Raw genomic sequence first — 20,908 nt, 5'->3', positions numbered from 1 at the left:
AGTTCCTGAGGTCAACAATAAATTCGTTATACCTTAGGAACTCTGCCATAGCGTCTTTATGATTTGATCTTACTGATCCAGCTATTTAATTTTTTTCTGCGATTTAAGGTCTGGCAACAATATTGACCAAACGTCCGGGTACGCAGACAATCTTCACGATCTTGCCGACATCGACCATAGCAGCGATATGTTCATCCGCCAAAGCCAGTTTTTCCAGTTCTTCCCTGCCGGCTTCCGCAGGTACAACCAAACGGCCTTTGACCTTACCGTTGACTTGCAGCACGATCTCGACATTATCGACCTTCATGGCCTCTGCCTCGGCTTTAGGCCAGCTTTGTGCATGCACGCTGCTGTCAGCGTCGATGACGCCATGCCACAATTCTTCGGTTACGTGCGGTACGAAAGGAGCAAGCAACCGCAGCAAAGCGGAAACGGTTTCATAAACCAGACCGGCATTGTAATTTTTCTGAGCTTCCTTATAAGCATATAAAGCATTGACCAACTCCATCATCGCACTGATTGCAGTATTGAAATTAAACCGCTGCTCGATATCGTCGGTAACTTTTTTGATCGTATTATGCAGCACGCGGCGCAGCTCTTTATCAGCTTCATCCAGTTTTGAAGTATCATAGCCGGTGACCTTTTGGGCCAGCTCACCCTGGAAGTGGCTGACGACACGCCAGACACGGTTGATAAAACGGAAGGAACCCTCCACGCCCTGATCGCTCCATTCCAACTCTCTTTCAGGCGGAGCAGCAAACATAATAAACAGACGAGCAGTATCGGCACCGTATTTGGAAATGATCTCTTCCGGAGAAACGACATTACCTAAAGATTTACTCATTTTCGCACCGTCTTTAATGACCATGCCCTGAGTCAGCAGGTTGGTAAATGGTTCGTCGTATTTTACAAGGCCTGCGTCACGCAATACCTTCATAAAGAAACGTGAATACAGCAAATGCAGGATCGCATGCTCAATACCGCCGATGTACTGATCGACCGGAGCCCAGTAATCAACAGCTTCTTTACTGAATGGAGCAGTATCGTTTTTCGGATCGGTATACCGCAGATAATACCAGGAAGAACACAGGAAAGTGTCCATAGTATCGGTCTCGCGGCGGGCCGGCTTACCGCATTTGGGGCAGGTGCAGTTAACAAAGCTTTCACTGGTTGCCAGCGGTGAAACGCTGCCCGCATCAAACTTGACGTCTTCCGGTAAACGTACCGGCAGCTCTGCTTCCGGCACAAGAACTTCGCCGCAGTCAGGACAGTAAATAATCGGGATCGGAGCCCCCCAATAACGCTGACGGCTGATGAGCCAGTCGCGCAGACGGTAGTTGACATGACGGGAACCAAAGCCCTGTCCTTCCGCATAATCCATAATAGCTTTGATTGCAGCATGCATCTCCATGCCGCTGAACTTGCCGGAATTTACCAGCACGCCCTCTTTTTCTTCATAGGCGGCAGTCATATCTTCAACTTTTAATTCCTGGTCTTTAGGAGTAACGACAACGATCTTATCCAGACCGTATTTATCGGCAAACATCCAGTCGCGCTGATCACCTGTAGGTACACCCATAACAGCTCCGGTGCCATAATCGTACAGGACATAGTTGGTGACCCAGATCTCTACCTGGCGACCATTGAAAGGATTGACAGCATATTTCCCGGTAAAGATACCTTCTTTTTCCGACTCGCTGGAAGTACGTTCAATATCGGACTGGTTGCGCACACGGGCGCAGAAAGCCCTGATCTCGTCTGCCTTCGGATTATCCCGGCACAACTGCTCTACCATTGGATGCTCGGCAGCCAGGACCACGAAGGTAACGCCAAATGCCGTATCCGGACGGGTAGTGTAAACAGGTAGCTTAGCATTGATGCAGGGCACGTCAAAGCTGAATTCCAGACCTTCACTGCGCCCGATCCAGTTTTTCTGCATCGTCTTAACGCGTTCCGGCCAGCCGTTCAAAAGTTTCAAATCATCCAAAAGTTCTTCCGCATAATCGGTAATTTTGAAGAACCATTGTTCCAGATCTTTTTTGACGACCTCATGGTCACAGCGCCAGCAGCGTCCGTCGATAACCTGCTCATTAGCCAAAACAGTGTTGCATTCACCACACCAGTTGACAGCAGATTTTTTCTTGACGGCCAAACCGCGCTTATAAAACAGCTCAAAGAACCACTGGGTCCATTTATAGTAATCTTCCTTACAGGTGGCAACTTCGCGGTCCCAATCATAGGACAATCCCAGTTCCTTCTGCTGACGGGTCATGTTGGCGATATTTTCCATCGTCCATTTAGCAGGGTGGATACCATGTTTGATCGCGGCATTCTCAGCCGGCATACCAAAAGAATCCCAGCCCATCGGATGCAGCACGTTAAAACCGTTCATACTGCGGAAGCGGGCAACTACGTCGCCGATGGAATAATTGCGTACGTGCCCCATATGCAGGTTGCCCGAAGGATACGGGAACATTTCCAGCACATAAGACTTGGGTTTGCCTGCATCAATATCAGTTTTAAATGCCTTGTTATCTTCCCAATATTTCTGCCATTTGCTTTCTATGGCATGGGGAGTATACTTTTCTTCGATCATTCTTCTCATAACCTCCTAAAATTTGCTTACCACCGCAGCGCGGCAAATAAAAAAGTCCCCGGCTGTTAGGCCAGGGACGAAATAGCTTTCGCGGTACCACCCTGATTGCCGAAAAAAAATCTCGGCCACTCAAAACCTGTAACGCCGGTTATGCGTCCGCGCTTTTGACGCGGCTCCTCCGCGGCGAGTTCACCTTGCTCCCGTATTGACTCGCAGCTGCCGTCAACTTTCTGCAACAGGGATCTGTGGTTACTACTCCGCTTCACCGAATTTGTTCATTCTGCAAATACTTTAACCATTATATCACAAATCCGCGGAGTTTCAAGTCTTTTCTTCCCCATCTGCCTAGTACGCGCTGCAGGCGGCTTTTAATGCTCTGCGCTCATCTGGAGCCTGCTTACTCTCCCTCCAGCTTAATAGTATGACGCTGCTGCAACAACAGCCAAAATGCCAGTGTGATCACCAGTACGATGATACCTGACAATGCAAACATATTGGCATAGCCCAATATCCCGGTAATAAACCCCAGCCCCATAGCGCCGACGACGATGCCGACTTCAATAAAAGCAGTAAAAAAACCCAGTGCCGGTCCACGTTCTTCCGGCCGGGTAACATCAACGACCAGTGCAGTAAGCGCCGGCACTAAAGCGCCATATCCCAGTCCGAATAATATTGCGATCAGCCCAAGCGTCCAAACGTTATCCATAATAAAGAAACACATAGCCGCCAGTGCAACCAAAAGTGAAAACGGCAAAATTACCAGACGCCTGTCGACATGATCGGACAGCTTACCGGCAAAGACCCTGCTGCCCATCGTCGCCAAAGCATAGACTACGAAAAAAATACCATAATCACTTATATTCCGCTGCTGCGCATAAATCGGTAAAAAAGTAAGAATCGCGCCATAGACCAGTGATGCACCCAAAAGGCACAGCGAAGACATAAAAATTACCCGCCGCCTGAAAATCGGCAGCAGATCCAGTTTTTGTTCCTGCTCATAAACAGGATTCGTTTCCTTGAGCGGCAGTAACACGAAAAAGCATACTAATGCCGTAACAAAAGTCACGTTGAACAAAAAAGGATAACTTTGTGTATGCTGAAGGATCCAAATGCCTGCTGCTGGAAAAACAGCCATAGAAACCACACTGCAGGTCTGATAAATCCCCAGCACCTCGCCGCGCCTGTCTACCGGCGCATAATCGGCTATATAGGCAGCCGATGCCGCCAGATACATCGCCAGACAAACACCATGCGCAAGCCTGAGTACGACCAGCGGCACCACGCCGGTAACTCTGCCGAACAGCAGAAACAACAGTGCAAAAGAAATCGTACCCAGAAGCATCATACGCTTACGACCCCATTCGTTGGCCAATTTACCCAAATACGGCCGTATAATAAAGGACGACAGGCCGAAAGCGCCACCAACCAGCCCGATATCGGCAGGTGTACCGCCCAACATCTCCACATACTGCGGCAATACCGGAATATACAAATAAAAAGCTCCATAATACAAAAAATTAGCCAGGCAAAACAAAATAAAATTCATTGACCACATACTGAAATCCTGCTGCTTTGTCATAGTTGCCCCTCCCCTGCGTTTTGATACTTTCATTGTATAAAAATGCTGAAAGCGGCAACAGCAACCAGGGATAGAAAGGAAAAAGATTCTCGCATCCTAATTCAGACTTTATATCTATATTAAACGGATTAATCAGACTTTGGCAGTAGACACAGGCATTTATTTTCGCGCTGAGGTCAAACCTGTCAGCAATTCCTTGCATTCCTTCTTAAAATAAGCTAACATAAAGTTAACATTAAGCAGCAAAAATGGAGCATAATTCATGAAAATTTACGCTATCGGCGACCTGCACCTTTCCGGAAAGCCTCCGTCCAAGCCTATGGAAATCTTCGGGAAACACTGGGCAGACCACGCCGCCAAGGTTGCAGCCAACTGGCATCAACTTATCCGCAGCGACGATACCGTCATCATCTGCGGCGACACCTCCTGGGCCATGGACCTGCAAGACGCTCTGACCGACCTGAACTGGATCGCCGCCCTGCCCGGGCGCAAAATCATTCTGCGCGGCAACCATGACTACTGGTGGTCATCTTTAAAAAAGATGCAGACTGCGACAGAAAATAATTTCAGCTTTCTGCAAAACAACTTTTTTACCTGCGGCACGACTGCCATATGCGGCAGTCGTGGCTGGCTCCTGCCTTCATCTGACAATTTTAACGCGGACGATGCCGCTATCTACCGCCGTGAAGGACTGCGCCTGGAGGCTTCACTGGAAGCTGCCAGACAAGCCGGCTACAGCGATATCATAGCCGCACTGCATTATCCGCCTCTTTATGACGCTGCAAATGAATCTGTTTTTGCCGAACTGCTGGAGCGTTACGGCGTCAGGCACTGCGTTTTCGGCCATATCCACGGCAGCGATGCAAGCATGGTTTTTGAAGGTATCCGCAACGGCATCACCTATAAGCTTGTCAGCTGTGACACGCAGGGTTTTACACCGCAGCTGGTAAAATAAACAGCGAAGAAGGCGTTTCCATGCCCAAAAATATTTCCGCAGCAACACTGATGGTTTTATCCGCCTGCATCATTTGGGGCGCACAGCCGATGTTCGTCACTTTTGTCGTCCGCGAGTTCGACCCGATCCCTCTGGTCAGTATCCGTTATTTTACAGTAGGCGTAGTGCTGCTGGCAGCGCTGGCTTACAGCGGCGAAAAACTGCTGCCACCACGCAAGGCCTGGCTGCCGCTGTTTTTGATGGGCGTCCTCAGCGTTGGCGGCAACAATGTTGCGCAATTTACAGGCCTGCAATACTCGACCGTAGCCAACCTTACTATTATTGCCTCGCTGACGCCTGCCGTGACCGCACTCTTAAGTCTGGTGCTGCTGCATGAACGGCTGCACAAGCTGCAATGGCTCGGTATCGCCGCCAGTATCATCGGCGCCGTTTACCTGATCAGCAAAGGTTCGCTTTCAACGATTATCAACCTGAACTTTAATTTAGGTGATATCCTGTTCTGCGTCAGTATGGTCGCCTGGGCTTTTTATACCATTCTTGTCGCGCAGGTCAGTAAATATGTATCTGCCTACAGCGCTGTAGCCTGGGCCGGGCTGCTTGGCTCGCTGACTACGGCTGCTTACAGTATCCTGACCGGGCAGTTTGCACTGCCCTATGACCTTTCCGCTTTAGCCTGGGGGTCCTATTTTTACGTTATTTTTATCGGCAGCCTGGTCGGTATGCTGTTCTGGAACAAAGGCATCCGCGTTATCGGCCCCAGTCAGGCCGCCGTGTTTATGAATCTGATGCCGTTAGTAGGCATCATCTGCGGCATCGCCTTTCTCGACGAAAGCTTCTATACTTCCGAAGCAGTTGGCGGCGCTCTTATCATCGCCGGTGTGTATCTGACTACTCAGTACCGCCTGCTGGCCTATAAACTGGCCAGATATCTGGTCAAACGCCGGCGGCAGAAATCATTGAACGACTGTTAAGCTTTTAAGTTACGGGCAGATGCCCGGCACTTTATAAATCATCATCGAAAGGTCTGTCAGCACTGCCATGCAAACGAACAAGCTTACCGCCTCGGCACTTTTGATCTGTACTTGCGTCATCTGGGGTATTCAACCTATGTTCGCCAAATTCGTCGTCAGGGAAATGTCGCCCATACCTATGGTCAGCATTCGCTACACTATCGTAGCCCTGACGCTGTTTGCTATGCTTGCCTGGCGCGGCGAAAAGCTGCTGCCGCCACGCAGGACCTGGCCGGCTTTATTTACCATGGGCATCCTTGGCGTCTGCATCAATAACGTTACCCAATTTACCGGGCTGCAATATTCGACAGTCACCAACTTTACCATTATCGCCACACTCACGCCCATCGTGACGGCTCTGCTCAGCTTTGTGCTGATCCATGAACGTCTGCACCGCCTGCAATGGCTCGGCATCTGCAGCAGCCTGTGCGGCGCGCTGTACCTGCTCAGCAACGGTTCGCTTGCGGCCATATTGACGCTGAGCTTTAATATCGGCGACGTACTCTTTTTTACCAGTCAGGTCGCCTGGGCACTGTATTCTATCATCGTCGTGCGCATCATCGACGATGTTTCCCCCTTTGCCATCGTCGCCTGGTCGGGTCTGTTAGGTTCGCTTACCACGGCAGCCGGCGCTGCTTATTTTGGCCATTTCGAACTGCCCTCGCTGCTTTCGCCGCTGGCTCTTGGCTCATATCTGTTCGTCATTTTTGCCGGCGGGCTGATCGCCATGATCTTCTGGAACAAAGGCACCGGCATCGTCGGACCCAGTCAGGCAGCCGTATTTATGAATATCATGCCGCTGGTCGGCATCGTCTGCGGCGTACTGTTTCTTGATGAACACTTTCTCGCCGCACAAGCCGTAGGCGGCGTACTCATTCTCAGCGGCGTCTATCTGACCACGCAATATCGTACCGTCGCCTATCGACTGGCAAAATATTTTACGCGTCGCCAGCGTAAACGACAGCCGCTACGCTGACATATCGATGATGAGCGACCTAAGCACAAACAGATCAAAATATCTCTCACAGTCAAGCTTCTTCTGCTCGCGTCTGCAACGGCGGCGAGCCTTTTTATTTTAGCAGGTACTATGTCATCCCCGACTTTATTGACACAGGCTGCGAACAGTGCTATGCTAAAAATGTTTACGGCATATGTCGCAAACTCATAACAATCACAGTAAAGGAGCGGTATAACAATGAAAATCGCAGTTACTTATCAGGACGGCGACATCTTTCAACACTTCGGACACACCGAATTCTTTAAAATTTACGACATCGAAAACACTGACATCGTCAAAACAGAAATCGTCAGCACCAACGGCAGCGGCCATGGCGCGCTGGCACAATTTCTGCACGAACACAGCGTCGATACTCTGATCTGCGGCGGTATCGGCGGCGGCGCCCAAATGGCATTGTCACAAGCAGGCATCAAGCTTTATGGCGGCGTTACCGGCAAGGCCGATGATGCAGTAAATGCTTTGCTCAATAATAAACTGAACTATGACCCGGCAGTAAAATGCGACCACCACGAACAGGAACACGGCGGCGCAGGCCATACCTGCAGCGCACACGGCTGCGGTAGTCATAGCGGCCACGGACATTAAGCACCTTACCCTGCATGATTTACCTGAACAGCAAAATTCAGTACACTACTTACTCACTGCTGCAGCAGTGAGTTTTCTTTTTCCGGACAGACTAAAAAGGAAATCCATCTGCACCACAGCCTTTACGCACCCGCTGCTGCTCAAGCTCATTCGTCGACAGCCCTACATAAATTTTCTTCTAAATCACCTGCCTGTAACTTCTTACTAGCCAGTATTTTCTCCATCGCAGACTAAATACATAGTCCAAATTCCAAAAATCAGGCTGCTTACACAAATGATTCTGCTAACCACTGTTTTGTAATCATTTCCCTGCTTCGGGGCAAAAGAAAACTGCCCCTGTTATATCAAGGGCAGTTTAAAAATATTTTTAAATTTTGTTTCGCGTACTACTGCTTACGTACGTTAGCAAGTAATACCTGTCTTTATATTCTGCTTACTGTGTTAGTATTGAGATAAATAGTATATTAAAACTCTAAACTGAATTTACTTTGTAGATAGTACGTTAGCAGAATATACCACGATGCTGTAACGTAAATACAAAACATTTATTTTTTTATCTTGTATCTTTTCTTGTTTATTTCTTTATTCTTTTATGAACAGGCGAAACAGTGACGATTTTAGCGGGGATAGAAACTAAAAAACTTATCAAAAAGAATAAAATTAGACAAGATTTTTTTGATAAAATAAATCGCCCACTTAACTTACATTTATTGTTTCTTTTTTCTTTTATATTATATTTATAGTATAATAAACATATAACTTATATTTTATGAGGTATCTGTCCATGAATAAAATTATACAAAATTTAATTGCTTTTCGAGAAGAACGTAACTGGAAACAATTTCATACCCCTGAAAATCTTGCAAAAAGTATTTCTATTGAAGCAGGAGAACTTCTTGAATGTTATCAATGGTCTTATGAAAATATTGATCGAAATAAAGTAAAAGAAGAACTTGCTGATGTTATGATTTATTGTTTATATCTGGCAGAATATTACAAATTTGACATCCAAGAAATTATTTCTGAAAAAATAACCAAAAATGAAGAAAAATATACTATTTCTGACTCCAAAAATAACTGTAAAAAATACACTGATTTTTGAGGTACATTTATGATAATTTATAATTCAAATAAAAACACTTTTATGAAATATGTAGAAAAAGGCATCATTAGTAATATTGTCTATGATGCATTTAGAAAAAAACTTGGTGAAGTAAGTATATCCGAACAATTATCCTGGAGAAATTCTTTACGTCATATGTATAATGTCTTAAACACGCCTACTATACCAGATGATTCTGGAATTGCCATAGAATATAGGCTTCCATATACTTCTAAACGAGTTGACTTTATAATATCCGGTAAAAATACTGATAACAGCGAACACGCTATGATTGTTGAGTTAAAACAATGGCAGGAAGCTAAAACTGTCAAAGGTAAAAACTCCATTGTAAAAACTTATGTTGGGAATGCGGAACGAGAAGTAACTCATCCATCATATCAAGCATGGTCCTACTCCAAAACATTACAAGAATATAATAAAATCGTCCAGGAGGAAAATATAACACTGCACCCCTGCGCCTTTTTGCATAATTATCTTATAGTAGGGAAAGATCCCATTATAGACGAGGAATTCTTCGAGATCATCAGAGAAGCGCCAATTTTCACACAGGCAGATGCCAAAAAATTACGGTCTTTTATTGCAAAATATATAAAAAAGAGTGATGATAATTCTATTATTTTTCGCATAGACGGCGGCAAAATAAAACCTTCAAAATCTTTGCAGGACTCCTTAGCCAGTATGCTTAGCGGTAATCAAGAATTTATCATGATCGAATCACAAAAAATAATTTATGAAGATATTATGTATACAGTAAATCACCTTAAAAATGATACTCAAGGGAAAAAAGTATTTATTATAAAAGGAGGACCCGGCACTGGAAAAAGTGTTTTAGCCATAAATCTTCTATCTGATATTATCAGTGAGGGTAAACTTGCTGTTTATGTAACTAAAAATAGCGCTCCTCGAAATGTTTATTTTGAAAAATTACGCCAGGGTAATTATCGTAAAAATTATGTTCATGAATTATTTAAGGGATCCGGCAGTTTTACTGATTCTGAAACAAATGATTTTGAAGTGTTGCTAGTTGATGAAGCCCACAGATTAAATGAAAAATCTGGCTTATATTCAAATATTGGAGAAAACCAGATCAAAGAAATAATTAACGCCGCACGGCTTTCTGTTTTCTTCATCGACGAAGATCAAAGAGTCACATCAAAGGATATCGGAACAATTGAACAAATAAAATACTTTGCAAAACAGCAACATGCCAAAATTATAGAAGCAGAACTCGATTCACAATTCAGATGCAACGGATCAGACGGTTATATAGCTTGGCTTAGTGATGTTTTGGAAATTCGCCGTACAGCTAATGATATTTTTAATAACGATGACTATACTTTTAAAATTTTTGACGATCCAAATGAAATGCGGGATGCTATAATCAAGGAAAACAAGTACCACAACAAGGCACGCCTATTAGCAGGATATTGTTGGAATTGGGAATCAAAAAACCATCCATCAAAATATGATATCATTTTTCCTGAACATCACTTCAAAGCTCAATGGAATTTTAGTAATACTACAACTTGGGCTATTGACACAGATTCAGTAGAACAAATCGGCTGTATACATACTTCACAAGGTTTAGAATTTGATTATATAGGTGTTATTATAGGCGATGACTTACGATTTGAAAATGGTCACATTATCACAGATTTTTCAAAACGTGCTCGCACAGATCAGTCATTGAAAGGCTTTGTAACAAAATGTAGAAAAGGTGATAAAGTTGCCTTGAAATTTGCTGATACAATTATCCGAAACACCTATAAAACTTTACTCAGCCGTGGCATGAAAGGTTGTTTTGTATATTGTACAGATCAAGCCTTATCAAATTACTTTAAAGAACGGTTGAAGCGTAATAACGATATTTACAATGAAATAACTTATACTGTACAGGAAGCCGCTGAAACAGCAGAAAATTTACTCATTTATAAAACAAAAAAATAATAATGTCAATAGAATAAGTAAATAAAGGCCAGTGCCATTTAGACACTGGCCTTTATTCTCTATAACTATAAAATACTATAATCAATCTTATAATATTCTTACAATTTTAGTACTCTTTGTTTTCTTAAAAATATCATTATTAATTTTTTCTATCCCTTCATCCATGTTATAATACCTTTAACTAACCACAAACGAGGTGAACTTTATGGCAAAATTCATTCCATTCGTCAAGCTGTCGAAAAAGACGCAGCAGGAGATCAACAAAAGCCGTCGCAAAAACTGGGGCAACATTGACCCGGTAACCAAACGTCCCGCAAATTCCAAAGCGTACAACCGCAAAAAAGCTCGGGCCTGGAAAGATACTTTTCCAACGTCTGAGCTTTTTTATTATCTTGTTAAGTTTTAAAACAAAATTTATTTATATTGTTGACTAAAAAAGTTGCATCCTTTCAAAGTCGTAGTATAATAGGCATTATAATAAATTTAAAGTTTTTGAGGGGATGCACTTATGCAAACAAAAAAATTAAAATACCTGCTGCTGTTTGCCGTTATCGCAATAGCCGCCGCAGTGGCATGGTACTTTGCCTACTGGGTCAAAACGCCGCAGTATTCGTTGGGCCTTATTGGCAGCGCAGTACAAAAGCACGATTTTGCGGCTTTTGAAAAGCACGTCGATATGGAAACACTTTACAGCAGTGCTTATGACGATGTCGTTGTTGCCTCTTTTGGTAACGAACGCCTGTCAAGCCCGATTCTGGCTGCGTTAGTACAGAATATCAAAGGTGTTGCCGTCCCGATCCTGATCGACCAGACCAGACAATACGTCAACGGCGGTACTATGGAAGAAGCAGATCCAAGTGATGCTGACTCGCCGATGCTGCAAAACAACGGCACTGATATTGTCAATAATCTGAAAAACAAGACAGGCGTCAATTCTATGCAGTATCAGGGTGTGGAAAAGATTCAGAAAAATGGCAGTGTCGCTGTCGTAACCATCAAAGTTTTCGACAGCGAATTAGACAAACATTTTTTAGTAGAACTTGCTATGCAGCAGCTTACTGACGATACCTGGCAGATAACCAAGATCAACAATCTGAAAACTTTGATCAATGAACGTGATCAGGCCTTACAAAACAAACTGGCTGAACTTAACGCTCCTGTACAAAAGCAGATCGGCGACGCTGTTGCCGTTTCTCCGCAAAAAATCTTTATAACTTCGGCTCCTTATTCCGGCGTTATACGCCTGTTAGAAGCAGATATTCAGCTGACTAACAACGCGATGAGGGAGTTGCAGTATTTTACCGGTGTTCTGGAGCTTTACAACGCTGATAATGAATTATTTTACAGTGGTAATTTTGCCAGCAGCAAAGACCTTGCCGCCAAACAGACCGCAGTTTATAAATTCAACTGGGAGCTGAACCCTTTTCTGACTGATGATGCCAAGGTTATGAACAGCGATTTCAGCAAAGTGACTTGGAAGGCTTCTCTAAGCAGTCTGTCCTTTGCCGACGGCTCTACAATCGAACTTTTAACGCAGCTGCCTGTTAAAGCAGCAACTAAATAAAAACCTGAAAGCCGTAACGCCGATCCAACAGCGTTACGGCTTTTTTATTACCACTGACAGCAGGCTTTCGCTTTGCTGCGGATCAAAGCACCGCCATCTTGCAAAGTTCCGTCGGCAGATGCCAGCTTCCACAGATCCCATCTTTCAAAAGTCGTTGCCGGCCCATAATCATCAAGGTCAGCCGCTTCTGCATGAGTCATAACATAATTATCGTCGATCGGCAAATCCAGTCCCCGGCACAAAACCGCTACTACCCGCGCCAAGGTTTCTAACTGTTGCCGTGTAGGCGGCACGCTGCCAAAGTCCACACCGCCATCGGCATAAGCCACCGCGTCGGCGCAGCAGCAGATGCTTACCGCAACTGCGCCGCTGTTACGATGCCAGGTATGCTCTTTATATTCTGTCAGTTTCCCGCAGCTGCTCCACACTGTACCATCACCTGTGATATTCAAGTGATAGTCGTCATAAGTATTGTTATAATGCCCCGCCGTCCAGTGCAAATAAATCCTTCTGATCTCACCCTTTGCGTTTTCAGCCAGCGCCGCCAATTCCTGCAATGTTATTTCACGCATTTTCTATCCCTCCGTCTCAGGCTGCCTGCGCCTGCTGCTCATCATAAAACTTCTCAACAGTTATATCACAGGTTTTGCCATTGCTTTTTATAATAATATCGCCGCATAAAGCCGTATTGAAAACATCGGCCTGTAAATTGTACAGTCTTTGTACCACTTCCGGGCTGGGATGCTTATATTTATTACCTTCGCCGCTGCTGATGACCGCTATTTTCGGTTTGACAGCAGCTAAAAATTCATTGATCGATGATGTTTTACTGCCGTGATGCGCCACTTTTAAAACCTGCGCCTGCAGTGCCTCAGGGTCAGTTTGCAGCAGATCACGTTCTACTTCGGCCTGAATATCCCCGGTCAGCAGCATTGCAAAATCTTTATACTCCAACCGCAGCACCAGACTGTTGTTATTGGTGTCAGAAGGAGTCCCCTTATACAGCGTCTGCGGACTCAGGACCTTCAGCTTCACCATTTCATTGACCGGAACTTCCTGACCGCCGCGCAGTACTTCAAAAGGAATCTGTTCCTTTTCTATCTGCAAACGAAAGTCGTTATACATTTTAGTTTTATAATTCTGACCGCTGTCATAAACATGTTTTACCGGAAACCTGTTCAGCACCGCTTTCATACCGCCGATATGGTCGGCATGCGGATGTGTAGCGATCAGCATATCGATCTGCTCGACATGATTTTCTTCCAGCTTGGTCAGCAGCCTGGCAGCTTCGCTGCGGTCGCCGCTGTCGATCAGGATATTTTTCCCCTGCATTTGTACCAGGATACTGTCTCCCTGTCCAATATCCAAAGCTGTAACGGCAAGGATATCGTCAGCAGTTTTCACAGCTTCCTGTGTTTTTGCCTCCGCTTTTGGCGGCATTTCTTCGGGTACTGCAGTATCCATCGTCTGTAACTGCTCCAGCAAAACCGGCACATAACTTTTTATCAGCTCGCTGTCTTTAGTAACAACGCCGGCTGCAAGCACCAGCGCAGCCAAAAGTATCGCTAAAAATGAAGTCTTCTTCATATGTTCCGCTCCTTAATTTAAATGCAGATCGTGATGCAGCGGCTTAAAAATACTCATTTTACCACCGCGCTCCAGCACTGCTGTTGCAAAACCTGCGTCATAATCTGGCAGCTCCGGCATTTTGCTTTGCTGCAGCTGTTCATTGCCGGGCAGCAGCAATCTTAAAGCATAATCTATTTTTACCGCTCCCAGCCACATCAGATACTCTATCTCGACATCGTGGAAGCCGTCCATATCGGTCCTCAGTGCAGCACACAGCTGTTCCACCTGCAATAGCTGTTCCATATTCATTCCCCTGGTTCCACGCTCGCGCCAATATTCTATAATCTTTCCTAGCCCACGACCTAAAATAAGCTGCTGATGCTGTTTCACCTCAAAAAGCAGCCGGCGGCGCAGATACACGACCTGATCCAGCCCTACTGCCAAAGTACGGTTGGCAAGCTCCAACTTGCTCATGTGTGAATTATCCCACAAAGGTTGGCTTGCACCGGATGCATCCAGCATCAGTAATGGAACAGGCGATTTCAACATACTTTCACTGCCCAGATTATCATAAACGCCGCCATCAGTCAGATAGAGCTTGGCCGGATTTTCCGGTTTCTGCGTTCCCGTACCGTAAAGATCCCTGAATTCTCTTGCCTCTACATCCAGTTCCAAAGGTGCGAAGCCTACCGGATAAGCAGCCGAAGCCGCAACGGCAAAAGCAATGGGGATATCGTCGATATCACTGCTGCGCCCCAGCAGATAACCGTAAATATCACTACTTTTAAACCTGAATCTTTTTAAGGTATTGATACAGGTAGCATTGCAGCTCCATTCTGTCGCTGCCTCTGCCTGCTTCATTTTTCTGCCTTCAAACAGTTCTTCGTCCAACACCTGTGGAAAAGCTTTACTCATCTTCGGCCTTAAAGCAGCCGCCAGAGCCAACTGCTGCAGCTTGGGCAGATATGGCAGCAGATAAGCGAGCCAGGATGCTTTTGTCATGATACGCCTGCGGAAATTGCACTGCCCCAGATTGATCAGTTTCGTTGTCACCCGCCTGTCAAAATCAAGCAAACTGCTGAAATCACCTTCTGCCAAAGCGCTGATGACAGCACCTGCCGCAATACTGCCGCCGGATACAGAGGTTATTTCACTGACATGTTTTTCAAGTCCCAGCTCTACTAATCTGCGGTAAGCCCCCAGACAGTAAAACGTAGCTCTGAAACCGCCGCCGCTGAACCCCAGATTGATCTTATTATCTATTTCCACTTCATTTTCCCTCCTTTGAAAAAAGCCGCCCATAACAGGCGGCTTTCTTAATCTTCCAGCCATACCGGCCTTCTGGCAAAACCAACATGGTAAACTATGTACTGCATCACCACCTGATGCTCACCGATATTCAGCAAATAGAAATTCTTCTCCTGTCCGATGATCCGTCCGCGCGGAGAATCTGACAGACAGCGGTTTAGCAGCTGACGCTGCTTTTCAATGTCTTCCTCATTTACTGTTTTTTCTGGATCGGTATTGCCGATAACAACACGTTTTACATAGCCCACCGCACTTACATCAAATGGTTTCGTCATCATAGTTACCTGCCTTTACACCTCATCAGGCAACATCATTATCAGCTGTATAATGTTCTTGCCCCTGTGCTCCTGCTGCCGCAGTTTTCTGGATACTTGTGGGGTTGATCGCCGTATTGAGGATATCCAAAACACGGGACAGACCTTCCGGCATCTCGCCCTGAGTAGCGCGGACCTGCACATGATATTTTGCGGAATTATCACTCTTACGGGTATTTTCCTTATGACTGGAGATAGATCCCTTAACTTTGGCTTTCATGCTGAAAGGACCGATCTGCAAACCCATCTCTGCTTCCAGCTCGCCTTTTTTATCGTCGATTTCCGACTGAGTTTCCGAAGATTTTACTTCCATATCGAAGGTAATATCTACCAGATCGATCGACAGAGACGGAACTTTGACCATCGCCAAAAGCGGGATATTCATTTCCACTTTTTCAGAAGCGGGACCATTGCCGTCATCGCCGTTAGCGCTGCGGGTAAAGCTGAACCCTACGGTACGTACGACCTGTTTATCGCCTTCCTTAACCAGGCCGACCTCTTCAATAAAGCGAGCCGTTGCGCCGGCCAGCATCGTCTGTGCGTCACAGGCAGCCTGCAGCGGACCGCCGATCAAAGACTCCATTGGCAAACCGCCGAATTCTTCCGCCATTTTTACTAATGCCATAATTAACTACATCCTTTCTGTTTGTACTTTATCAGGGCAGTATTTTCACCATCTGATCATTGATTTTCATAACTGCTTCAGGAGGATCGTTAGACTCAAACAGCAATTCTACATCGACAAAATTATCGGTATCCGTTTTGTTGGAAGACAAAATATTTGCCAGCAGACCGCTGTCATTGCTTTTACCATCGTCCCAGCTGCTCAGCTTCACTTTAAACTTTAGCTTCATCTCCTTCAGCTTCAGGGAATTCATCGGTACCAGCGCAATTTTCGGCACCTGCACCAGTACATATTCCAGTTCGCCTGTGTCAGGATTGATACGAGGATATTGGATATCAAAAGTCAGCGGTTTCTGCGACTCGTCAAAATAACGTTTCATAACATTCAAGTGCTGATTTTCGATCATGCTGTGCGCTTTTAAAATTGATTCCTGCATCGCTCCCAACAAATTCTCAAAGTATTGCTTTTTCGCCATCACGGCTCCTCCTCATAATCAAAATTTACGGCTGTAAAGATCGGTCACCTTAACCTGCAGTGCTCTTGCCAAAGCGTCAAGAACCGGAACAGTCGGATGCCGTTCGCCTAATTCGATCGCACTGATCATACTTGTACTGATACCTGATAATTTAGATAAATGCTTTTGCGTCATACGTTTCTCAGTGCGGACCTGGAAACAGATAATAACAAATCATAAGCCAGCCCCCCTTTCTAGGTGCCTTTTTCTTTAGCTCCTCCCCGCAGCTTCAAAAAGTTTTCCATACCGGCTTTGGCAAAATAACCGCTGATGATAACAGAAAACGGCCCGTCAACATAATCTATCAGCCTGTCCGGTATTTCTCTGTATATTAACCAAGTGCCGGCCGAAAACATTATGATGCCGACAAATAACCAGGTCACCGTTCCGACAACCTTTTTGGAGAAGCTCAGTTTTTCATCATCAAGTTCCATAGCTTTCACCTCCCTGGCTTTACATTACTATTATCTTTATCCACAATGGTGGAATATTATAAGAAATACTTTATTATTTTAATGTTTTGCGAATTTTTAAATTGTGAAACATTTTTATTTTTGCTTTTTGTCCTCCCATAAGTCCTCGCAGCTGTATCCCAGTACTTAGAAAGGGCAATAAAAAAGCCCCGCTTACAAAATGTAAACGGGGCTTTCGCCTTTTTCTGTATTTTTACAGGCCTCAGCATGTAAAAAACATGTATCAATATTCACTTTATTACTTTTAATTTTTTTAGATTACTTAAAGCGTTTTAAACGCAGGGCATTGCTTACTACCGAAACCGAGCTCAGCGACATTGCGGCCGCAGCGATCATCGGGTCAAGCAGAGGTCCGCCGAAAATGTGCAGCACTCCTGCGGCTACAGGTATACCAATAATATTGTAGCCAAAAGCCCAGAACAGATTTTCTTTAACGTTGCGGATCGTAGCCTTACTTAAACGCAGGGTAGTACTGATATTACGAATATCTCCGTTGACCAGCACGACCTGCGCCGATTCTATCGCCACATCAGTCCCGCCGCCAACGGCAATGCCCAGATCAGCCTGCGCCAAAGCCGGTGCGTCGTTGATACCGTCGCCAACCATGGCGACGATCTCCCCACCCTGCTGGAAGCTTTTGATCAGCTCGGCCTTATGACCAGGCATCAGCTCAGCTACTACTTCGTCCACGCCAGCCTGCTGCGCAATATAAGCAGCAGCGCGTTTATTATCGCCGGTCAGGATAACGGTACGGATATTCAGCTCGTGCAGCTTCTGCATTGCTTCCTGGGTTTCTTCCTTCAACGTATCGGCGATAGCAAAAATACCGCATAAATTACGGCCGATCGTCAGATAAACGATCGTTTTACCAACTGACGCTAATTTTTCGCCAAGTTCTATGGCATTCGGAGGAATCATTGCCACAGGCTGTACAAAGGACAAATTTCCCAACCGTACGTTGGTATTTTCACAACGGGCAGCGATACCGCCGCCTACCGTAGTTCTAAAATCTGTACAGGTCGGAAGTTCCATCCCTGCGGCCCGTTCTTTGACAGCTACTGCCAGCGGATGAGCTGAACCTTGTTCAATTGCCGCCGCCAGCCTTGTTATCGCTTCTTCTTTGGCTCCGTTCCAGCCGATAACGTCTGTTACTATCGGTTTGCCCTTCGTAATCGTACCGGTTTTATCAAAAACCGCCATTGTTACATTATGGGCTGTTTCTAAAGCTTCTGCATTTTTGAACAGCACGCCTTTTTCAGCACCCTTACCTACAGCGACCATGATTGCCGCCGGTGTCGCCAGTCCCAAAGCACATGGGCATGCAATAACAAGTACAGCAACAAAGACCTGAATGGCAAACTTACTGCCAGAGCCGGCAAACCACCAGCTCAAGCCGGCGACTAAAGCTATCACCAGCACTATTGGCACAAAAACCGCCGCAATTTTATCAGCTGTTTTGGCAATCGGCGCTTTCGATCCCTGAGCCGCTTCTACCATCTGCATGATCTGCGACAGCATCGTATCCTTACCGACTTTTTCAGCTTTAAAACGCAGATACCCGTCGGTAACTACTGTAGCCGCAAAAACATTTTCGCCGACACTTTTACCTACAGGCATACTTTCACCGGTCAGCATCGATTCATCAATACTGGCATGTCCATCTGTGATCACCCCGTCGACCGGTACCTGATTGCCTGGGTGGACGATAACTATATCACCAGTCAGTATCGCTTCACGCGGAATCTCTACTTCTCCGCCGTCCTTCCAGATAAAGCCAGTCTTCGGCGCCAGGTTAAGCAGGCTGCTGATAGCGTGTCCAGCTTCACCTTTCGCACGCAGTTCTAAAAACTTACCACATAAAACAAAAGTCAAAATAGCACCAGCAGACTCAAAATAAAGACTATGCACAGCATGCGGATTTATTCTTGCCAGAACTTCGTAGGTTGAATAGCTGCTGTAAATAAACGCAGCCCCCGTACCTAAAGCAACCAGTGTATCCATCGACGGAACACCATTTTTCAAGCTGATGATACCATTTTTGAAAAACGGACTGCCGGCATACAATATCGGCAGCGTTAACAACAACTGCACAAAAGCATAGACATCGCTCATCTGATCCGGATCTATCGGTACAGGCAAAAATTTACCCGGAACCATCGGCGCCATCGCCAAATATAACAGCGGCACAAAAAAGAAAGCCGCCACTTTCAAACGTTTCTTTAAATCAAGGGCATCCTGTTCCGCCCTCTGTTCAGCTGTCGATTCTTCGCCCGGCGCATCATGTACGACACCAAAGCTCATTCTGGTCACAGCTGCTTCCAGCTGCTCTATCGTCGCCTGATTTTCATCATAACGCACCAACGCCGACTGAGTCGCCAGATTGACTTCCGCTCTGTCGACACCTGGAACCTTCTTTAAAGAACGTTCCACGCCATTAGAACAGGCAGCACAATGCATTCCTGAAATTTTAATAGTTACTGTTTTCATAAGCTTTATTTTTCAACAGTGAAACCAGCTTCTTTTACTGCCATTTCCAACTGCTCCACTGTAGCCGGGGCTTCATATTCTACAACTGCCATGCACTGCTCCAGGTCTACTGCTGCGTGTTTTACGCCCGGTACATCCTCCAATGCCATTTTTACGCCGGCAACACAACCTGCGCACGACATACCAAAAATATACATACTCGCTTTTTCCATAATTTATGCCTCCATTTCGGAATTTGATCCAGTGCTGCCAGTAAAATCGACAGCTTAAATTTTAAGGTTAGCAAAAACTGCCCCTCTACATCTTATAACTCAATCTTAACAACCTGTACAGGCTTTGTCAAATAATAACTCTGCCTTACAGAAGCTTGAAATTATACGCAGCAGGCAGCAATTCATTCCTTAAATCTATTATAACATATGAGTCATTATTCATATATCTTTTTCTGAAAAACCTTTGTGAATTATTTTTCTGCCTGCCGCAGTATTACCACATTTACCTGCTTTTTCTAACTGTCCTGCTTTATTTTTCAACTTCTGTCTATTTTACACAAACCAGTTTTGTTTTATACTATATTTTGTAGATTTAACTGAAGAGGGTGTTTTTTATGCGTAATGACAATATTACAAGGCTGACGCTGGCAGGTATGTTTGCAGCTTTGGCTTTCGTTTGTTTTACTTATCTGCGGATCGAGATCCCCATGGGTGGCGGTATGACCGGCAAAATTTATATCGGTCATGCTTTTATCCTCCTGTCTGCTCTGATTCTGGGGGCAAAATACGGAGCGCTTACAGGTGCAATAGGTCTGTCCCTTGCAGACATTTTAGCCGGTTATACCACATCAGCACCGCCGACTTTTTTAGCCAAATTTCTATTGGGACTGGCGGTAGCCTTTATTGCTCATAAAGTTTTTAACCTGGCTGCGGCAGATGACAAAAAAGCGACTAAGATCGTAACTATAGCGGCTGTTTTCGGCTGCCTGGTCAATGTTATCACCGAACCGCTGATTCGCTATGGCTTTAAAGTCTTCGTTTTAGGACTTCCGCACCAGATAGCCTATCTATCTGCAATCAACTGTGCTGTTTCCATGGCGGTAAGCGCTGTGCCATCTGTTATTTTAGCAGTTTTCCTGTATAAAGCAGTGCAGCATAGTATCCTGAAAAGCTATAAATTTGTTTAACCTTACATTCACAATACCCCTAAAAAATGAAGGCCGCTGCTTGTTAAAAGCAGCGGCCTTC

Annotated in this window: 20 protein-coding genes, 1 pseudogene and 1 other annotated feature; of the genes and pseudogenes, 9 read left to right on the top strand and 12 right to left on the bottom strand. The window is 45.3% G+C overall.

Annotated elements, in window-relative coordinates; genetic code table 11:
- Window positions 1-103: 103 nt before the first annotated feature.
- Both leuS and PFJ30894_RS05565 read right to left on the bottom strand, forming a co-directional pair.
- On the bottom strand, window positions 104-2,596 hold the full coding sequence (gene leuS, locus PFJ30894_RS05570; RefSeq protein WP_125669939.1) for a leucine--tRNA ligase: 2,493 nt from the start codon (window positions 2,594-2,596) through the stop codon (window positions 104-106).
- A 69-nt stretch (window positions 2,597-2,665) separates the two neighbouring features.
- Window positions 2,666-2,871, bottom strand: a binding site (T-box leader).
- A gap of 122 nt (window positions 2,872-2,993) precedes the next feature.
- Entirely contained in the window at window positions 2,994-4,175 is a 1,182-nt protein-coding gene (locus PFJ30894_RS05565; RefSeq protein ID WP_167457030.1) for an MFS transporter, read from the bottom strand.
- Between the two features lie 262 nt (window positions 4,176-4,437).
- On the opposite strand from PFJ30894_RS05565, the gene PFJ30894_RS05560 reads away from it, so the two are divergent.
- From PFJ30894_RS05560 to PFJ30894_RS05525, 8 genes and pseudogenes are all read left to right on the top strand, one after another.
- Window positions 4,438-5,130 carry a metallophosphoesterase gene (locus tag PFJ30894_RS05560; RefSeq protein WP_125669231.1) on the top strand — a complete coding sequence of 231 codons (693 nt, stop codon included), beginning with the start codon at window positions 4,438-4,440 and terminating at the stop codon, window positions 5,128-5,130.
- Between the two features lie 20 nt (window positions 5,131-5,150).
- The gene (locus PFJ30894_RS05555; protein ID WP_125669230.1) at window positions 5,151-6,101 is read left to right on the top strand and encodes a DMT family transporter; all 951 of its coding nucleotides are present in this window, start codon (window positions 5,151-5,153) and stop codon (window positions 6,099-6,101) included.
- A 136-nt stretch (window positions 6,102-6,237) separates the two neighbouring features.
- Window positions 6,238-7,116, top strand: coding sequence for a DMT family transporter (locus PFJ30894_RS05550; RefSeq protein WP_049896977.1), 879 nt, complete (start codon window positions 6,238-6,240; stop codon window positions 7,114-7,116).
- 219 nt (window positions 7,117-7,335) lie between these two features.
- A pseudogene (locus PFJ30894_RS05545) lies at window positions 7,336-7,743 on the top strand (NifB/NifX family molybdenum-iron cluster-binding protein); the annotation flags it as partial.
- Window positions 7,744-8,527: 784 nt separating this feature from the next.
- Entirely contained in the window at window positions 8,528-8,845 is a 318-nt protein-coding gene (locus PFJ30894_RS05540; protein WP_125669228.1) for a nucleotide pyrophosphohydrolase, read from the top strand.
- Window positions 8,846-8,854: 9 nt separating this feature from the next.
- Window positions 8,855-10,813: a DUF2075 domain-containing protein gene (locus PFJ30894_RS05535; protein ID WP_125669227.1), complete on the top strand. Its 1,959-nt coding sequence runs from the start codon at window positions 8,855-8,857 to the stop codon at window positions 10,811-10,813.
- Between the two features lie 205 nt (window positions 10,814-11,018).
- Window positions 11,019-11,219, top strand: a complete 201-nt coding sequence (locus PFJ30894_RS05530) for a hypothetical protein (RefSeq protein ID WP_125669226.1) — start codon at window positions 11,019-11,021, stop codon at window positions 11,217-11,219.
- A 102-nt stretch (window positions 11,220-11,321) separates the two neighbouring features.
- Window positions 11,322-12,377, top strand: a complete 1,056-nt coding sequence (locus PFJ30894_RS05525; RefSeq protein WP_113077238.1) for a hypothetical protein — start codon at window positions 11,322-11,324, stop codon at window positions 12,375-12,377.
- Window positions 12,378-12,424: 47 nt separating this feature from the next.
- On the opposite strand, the gene PFJ30894_RS05520 is transcribed toward PFJ30894_RS05525, so the two are convergent.
- From PFJ30894_RS05520 to PFJ30894_RS05475, 10 genes are all read right to left on the bottom strand, one after another.
- Window positions 12,425-12,949 carry a peptidoglycan recognition protein family protein gene (locus tag PFJ30894_RS05520; protein ID WP_113077239.1) on the bottom strand — a complete coding sequence of 175 codons (525 nt, stop codon included), beginning with the start codon at window positions 12,947-12,949 and terminating at the stop codon, window positions 12,425-12,427.
- Between the two features lie 16 nt (window positions 12,950-12,965).
- Window positions 12,966-13,964 (bottom strand): ComEC/Rec2 family competence protein, encoded by a 999-nt coding sequence (locus tag PFJ30894_RS05515; protein WP_021718922.1) that lies wholly within the window; start codon window positions 13,962-13,964, stop codon window positions 12,966-12,968.
- Window positions 13,965-13,976: 12 nt separating this feature from the next.
- Window positions 13,977-15,278: a patatin-like phospholipase family protein gene (locus tag PFJ30894_RS05510; RefSeq protein ID WP_113077240.1), complete on the bottom strand. Its 1,302-nt coding sequence runs from the start codon at window positions 15,276-15,278 to the stop codon at window positions 13,977-13,979.
- Window positions 15,263-15,529 (bottom strand): hypothetical protein, encoded by a 267-nt coding sequence (locus PFJ30894_RS05505; RefSeq protein ID WP_021718924.1) that lies wholly within the window; start codon window positions 15,527-15,529, stop codon window positions 15,263-15,265. The genes PFJ30894_RS05510 and PFJ30894_RS05505 overlap by 16 nt, the downstream gene beginning before the upstream one ends.
- A 25-nt stretch (window positions 15,530-15,554) precedes the next feature.
- Window positions 15,555-16,196 (bottom strand): DUF2589 domain-containing protein, encoded by a 642-nt coding sequence (locus PFJ30894_RS05500; RefSeq protein WP_113077241.1) that lies wholly within the window; start codon window positions 16,194-16,196, stop codon window positions 15,555-15,557.
- Between the two features lie 28 nt (window positions 16,197-16,224).
- Entirely contained in the window at window positions 16,225-16,668 is a 444-nt protein-coding gene (locus PFJ30894_RS05495; RefSeq protein WP_021718926.1) for a DUF2589 domain-containing protein, read from the bottom strand.
- A gap of 18 nt (window positions 16,669-16,686) precedes the next feature.
- A complete protein-coding gene (locus tag PFJ30894_RS05490; protein ID WP_021718927.1) occupies window positions 16,687-16,842 on the bottom strand; it encodes a helix-turn-helix domain-containing protein in 156 nt (51 codons plus the stop codon).
- A 59-nt stretch (window positions 16,843-16,901) separates the two neighbouring features.
- Window positions 16,902-17,141 carry a hypothetical protein gene (locus PFJ30894_RS05485; protein WP_125669225.1) on the bottom strand — a complete coding sequence of 80 codons (240 nt, stop codon included), beginning with the start codon at window positions 17,139-17,141 and terminating at the stop codon, window positions 16,902-16,904.
- A 297-nt stretch (window positions 17,142-17,438) separates the two neighbouring features.
- Window positions 17,439-19,667 (bottom strand): heavy metal translocating P-type ATPase, encoded by a 2,229-nt coding sequence (locus PFJ30894_RS05480; protein ID WP_021718929.1) that lies wholly within the window; start codon window positions 19,665-19,667, stop codon window positions 17,439-17,441.
- 5 nt (window positions 19,668-19,672) lie between these two features.
- The gene (locus tag PFJ30894_RS05475) at window positions 19,673-19,879 is read right to left on the bottom strand and encodes a heavy-metal-associated domain-containing protein (protein WP_197714983.1); all 207 of its coding nucleotides are present in this window, start codon (window positions 19,877-19,879) and stop codon (window positions 19,673-19,675) included.
- A gap of 395 nt (window positions 19,880-20,274) precedes the next feature.
- Here PFJ30894_RS05475 and PFJ30894_RS05470 point away from each other — a divergent pair, with 395 nt between their 5' ends.
- Window positions 20,275-20,847 (top strand): ECF transporter S component, encoded by a 573-nt coding sequence (locus PFJ30894_RS05470; RefSeq protein WP_021718931.1) that lies wholly within the window; start codon window positions 20,275-20,277, stop codon window positions 20,845-20,847.
- The last annotated feature ends 61 nt before the right edge of the window (window positions 20,848-20,908 follow it).

This window comes from Phascolarctobacterium faecium, assembly GCF_003945365.1.
Taxonomy (GTDB): Bacteria; Bacillota; Negativicutes; order Acidaminococcales; family Acidaminococcaceae; genus Phascolarctobacterium; species Phascolarctobacterium faecium.
This window is presented reverse-complemented; position numbering and strand designations above follow the sequence as displayed.